This is a genomic window from Syntrophaceticus schinkii, from assembly GCF_000946815.1.
Classification (GTDB): domain Bacteria; phylum Bacillota; class DSM-12270; order Thermacetogeniales; family Thermacetogeniaceae; genus Syntrophaceticus; species Syntrophaceticus schinkii.
In genome coordinates, this window is the sequence record NZ_CDRZ01000069.1 from 1 (window position 1) to 4154 (window position 4154).

General features: G+C 44.2%; 3 protein-coding genes and 1 pseudogene. 2 read left to right on the forward strand and 2 right to left on the reverse strand.

Annotated features, from left to right (window positions below; all coding sequences use genetic code 11):
- A partial coding sequence (locus SSCH_RS04500; RefSeq protein WP_044664436.1) for a transposase occupies positions 1-511 on the forward strand: 511 nt, incomplete at its 5' end.
- Between the two features lie 158 nt (positions 512-669).
- Here SSCH_RS04500 and SSCH_RS04505 read toward each other — a convergent pair.
- Entirely contained in the window at positions 670-975 is a 306-nt protein-coding gene (locus SSCH_RS04505; RefSeq protein ID WP_156972094.1) for a PP2C family protein-serine/threonine phosphatase, read from the reverse strand.
- Between the two features lie 51 nt (positions 976-1026).
- A pseudogene (locus SSCH_RS04510) lies at positions 1027-2533 on the reverse strand (IS5 family transposase).
- 760 nt (positions 2534-3293) lie between these two features.
- On the opposite strand from SSCH_RS04510, the gene SSCH_RS04515 reads away from it, so the two are divergent.
- Complete coding sequence (locus SSCH_RS04515) at positions 3294-4136, forward strand: IS1634 family transposase (protein ID WP_456300448.1); 843 nt, start codon at positions 3294-3296, stop codon at positions 4134-4136.
- Positions 4137-4154: the final 18 nt, after the last annotated feature.

Consider the following 4154-nt stretch of genomic DNA (forward strand, 5'->3'; position numbering starts at 1 on the left):
TGACTGTAATGACATTTACGAAACCATAAAGAATGACTTTCACGCCCAGGCAATCATAGCTCTTAATCTTAGAGGGACCAGGCAACCTAGAGCTGGCTTTGATTTTGATGGGACACCTATTTGTTCCGCAGGGTTTCGGATGGTTTACTGGGGCAGCGATAACGGAGTTAACAAGTTTCGTTGTCCCCACGTACTTGATAAAGCTGAATGCCCCTTTGGTACCGACTGGTGTTCAAGCTCCAACTATGGAATGGTGATAAAAACTAAAATTGAAGATGACTCAAGGCTGTTCTGTAGCCCCCACAGGGGGACCAAGAACTGGCAAAAGCTATATGATGAAAGAACAAGCGTTGAGCGCTATTTCGGCAGACAAAAGAAGCATCTAGGTTTAGAAAGCATTACAGTTCAGGGTACTAAAAAGGTAGAAACTCACGCCTACCTTTGTGCAATAGCGCTGATAGCTACAGTAACAGCCGTCAATACAGCTGAAAGAGAACAAAAAGCAGCTTAATTCTAATCAAGAAAGCACTTTAATTACCAAGGGGGTGGTGTCTGCCTTTTTGTAACTAGTAGCTATTATTTACCAGTAATGCTCCATGCGCTGCCGTTATTTGTTAATCAAAAGCGGTGGTCCAGTTGTTATTTTTTGTTTAAACTTTGATTTTTGAATTATGAAATTCTCTCACCCACTACAGCTGCCACAGTCAGAGTAGATCCCATTCCTGATAGATTTGAATCACAAGCTACCTCTTCTATAATATTATTATGAGCTTTGAGTACCGCCAGACGGAGCGCCTCAACCGGGGAGGTGTTTTGAACAATTTGATAGTAATTCTTTTGTAACTCTCTGACAGCTATCAAACTAGCCACTTCACCTGCCGCCCGCCCTCCGATGCCGTCAGCCACCGCAAATATACAGCCTGCGGTCTGAGTGGTTTCTTCGTCAGCAGGTTCATAGACCATTCTCTTGTCCAATTAGGGCTTGCTGAACAGTTCCCAAAATATTTATAACCGCTCTTAGACAATTTAATAACTGCCAAAGTTAACTCTTAAGGGTTTAAAAAACATAGCAGATTGTTTTTTATCTGCTTTTTGACCAAATATACCTTCCAAAAGGGTGTATAAAAAATGGCAAAAAAGAGACCGCAGCCTCCGATCCAAATTCATTACCAGGAACTGTAACATGATTACGCTTTCAGCTGTTTCTTTCAGGCGCGCATGATCCGGGCTAGGCCATATCTGCGTTTGCCTACTCCAAAACCACCTTCGATTTCGTTGCGCTCTTTCATATCTTGTTTTTCAAGCTCTTTATTTGGTCGGCCATCCCGGGGTGGGCGTCCCAGCGGTGGACCGCTTAATCTGATGCCATTTTTCTTGCAATATGAACGATTATCCCGGTTGCGGTAGATTTTATCTGCTAAGATTGCTTCGGGATAAAACCCAAAGCGTTCCTTGTAATTTTCTACAGCCTTCTGTAACTCACAGCTTTCATTGAAGGAATCCCAACTGAGGTGATCGATATAGAAGTAGCCATCTACCATGCTGACGGCTACTTTGGCTCCGAATTCGGTGTTGGCTTTGGCTTTGCCCCGTACTATGGGGCGAATATGGGGTTGGCAGATACTGACGATGCGGTCTTTGATTTGGTGGATCTTATTGGTGTACATCTCTCGCTGTTGGCTGTAAAGTGTCCGGATGGTTGCCAGTTCACGGCTTTGCCGGGTGCTTAGATTGCCGTGTCCCTCAAGGTTGAGAAGTGAATCTATTGTCTTCAGGTTCCTGCACAGATAGGACAGTTGTTTGCCGATGGCTTTGCGGATAGCTTTTCCCCGGGGTTTCTTCTGTTTGGCTATTTTCAGGTAATCACGCCTGGCAATCTGGCGATAGGTGCGGGGCTTTCTTTTCAAGCCCAGGCCGGTATGGGACAGGGTGTCGATTATCTTTTCGGTTTTCTCCCGAGCTTCGTTCAGTAAGACAGATCTGTTGGATAGCGGATATCAGCTGGGGCACAGGTAGCATCAAGTAGCAATTTACCCTTATTGGTCGGCTTAGCAGGTTTGGAGCCCTGTCCGGGAGGGGTACCGCCAGGATGGGGAGGTCCACCTGGTTCATCCGGATCCTTTAGTTTTTTTGTTTGCTTTCCCTTGCAGATCAGTTCATTTATTTTGTTCAGTGTTTCCTTATCCAAGCGCTTGCGGAAGTGAACCATTAGCGATGGGTCAAAGGGGGGTTCTATTTGGTACTTTTCCAGCCCGATGAAGTATTGGAGATACGGGTTTTCTGTGATCTGTTCCACGGTTTCCCGGTCTGTGAATCCGCATTTTTCTTTGATGATTAGCGCACCCAGAGCCATACGCAAGGGTTTGGCCACTGTTCCGGCATTGGATGGGAACAGGTCGGCGTAATTCTTTTCAATCGTTGACCAAGGTATTATTTCAGCCAATTTGACCCAACGGTTATTGGCATCAAGTTTGCCTTCAAAGGGAAGTATAAAGCCTTCAAGAACCATTTGACCTGTGGGACGTCGGTACATTTTCTTCCTCCATGTGCAAGGTTTTTGGGGTTTTTCTTGCGTTTCCCTTGGATATTATTCGATAAAAAGGCCATAAAATCCTTGTGGTTATTGGATTTTATTGTTGTTCAGCAAGCCCTAACTTAGGAAAAGCGGGCTATGTATCAGAATTTAAAGACTTCTTACCTGGAAGCAGATCCTTGCCGGAAAAAGTATTTACACCCCGACCCAGTAACACAAGTCCGGAGAAGTTTGCGTGGGAGGAAGACTGATATGGGGAAAAATATTGGTTAAACGGTGATCGCTTAATTTGAGGTACAGGTCTGTTTGACGCTTACCATCCATTGTGATAATCGGTACTCTGTTGTAACTTTTTGTGTATCCATACAATCACTCCGTTTTCGTTTGAAAAGGTTGAAAAAGTTTGCTTACTTTTTCAACCTTTTCAAACGTATTCTCATTATGATTGTACTGTCTTGCAGGTGGCTATTCTATGTGACGGTATCTTTGACGCTTACATTGCCTGGAGTGTTCCAGTGAGGTTGTCGAAGAAGAATTAGGTCTGTGATGATCTAGTAAACGCTTGGGCTGTTTTGCAGAAAAACAGAAGAAAAAATGTGTGTGCCTTTCACAAGGGGGCGCAAAACAAGGGTGTCACTAGTGAAGCATGATTTATGAGGAAATGCGTTGTTTGTTCTCCTGCCCCCTTAAAGATAGGGGGCGGGGGAACCCCAATACCATTTAAAACAAGATATTGACGAGGTGATTTTTATCTGAAACCATTCGCCGTGGTAGAAAGCCACAGACACAGACAAGACGCGTCTTTTACGGCGCTACTTATTTACTAGATCAGATCGGTGAGAAAACCGGTCTCACGGAAGATCTAGCTCGATGTTTTCCGGAGAGCTATAAGATGATCCAATCGTTAGCGTACTTTCTGATCTTGGAAAGTAAAAGCCCCGTGAGCCGTTTTCCAAAATGGGACCATCTGCATCTCCATCCCTACGGCAAAAACATCCCTTCCCAGCGAAGCAGTGGGCTTTTTAGTCAGATTGATGAGGCAAGCAAGATGGCTTTTTTCAAATGTCTTGCCGAAAGACGGCAGGAAACAGAATACCTGGCCTATGATACTACGTCGATTTCCTCTTATTCCCAGAGCTTGAAACAGGTGAAATTCGGGAAGAACAAAGACCATGACCCATTACCTCAGATCAATTTGGCCTTGATTTACGGTGAAAAATCTAACCTTCTTGTCTATTACCGAAAACTTGCCGGTAATATTACCGATGTTAAAACAGTCAGGCAATTGCTGCAAGATCTTGACTTCCTGAAGATTCATCAAATCAAGCTCATCATGGACAGGGGCTTCTATAGTGAGGATAACATCAATGATTTATACAAGCATCACTACAAGTTTCTTATTGCAAGCAGGATATTTCTCAAGATGTTCCGTGGCTTTCTGAATGAGATTCGTCCGGACATTACCAACAGAAAGTATTACCACTCGTCGACCGGACTCTATATTCAGACGTTCCCTCATCCATGGAATTATCGCGAACTCAAACCTCGGAGTCAGGAAGAGGTTCATGGTAAACGCCGGATGTATACTCCATTTCTACTATAATGATTCAGGTTGACTCTT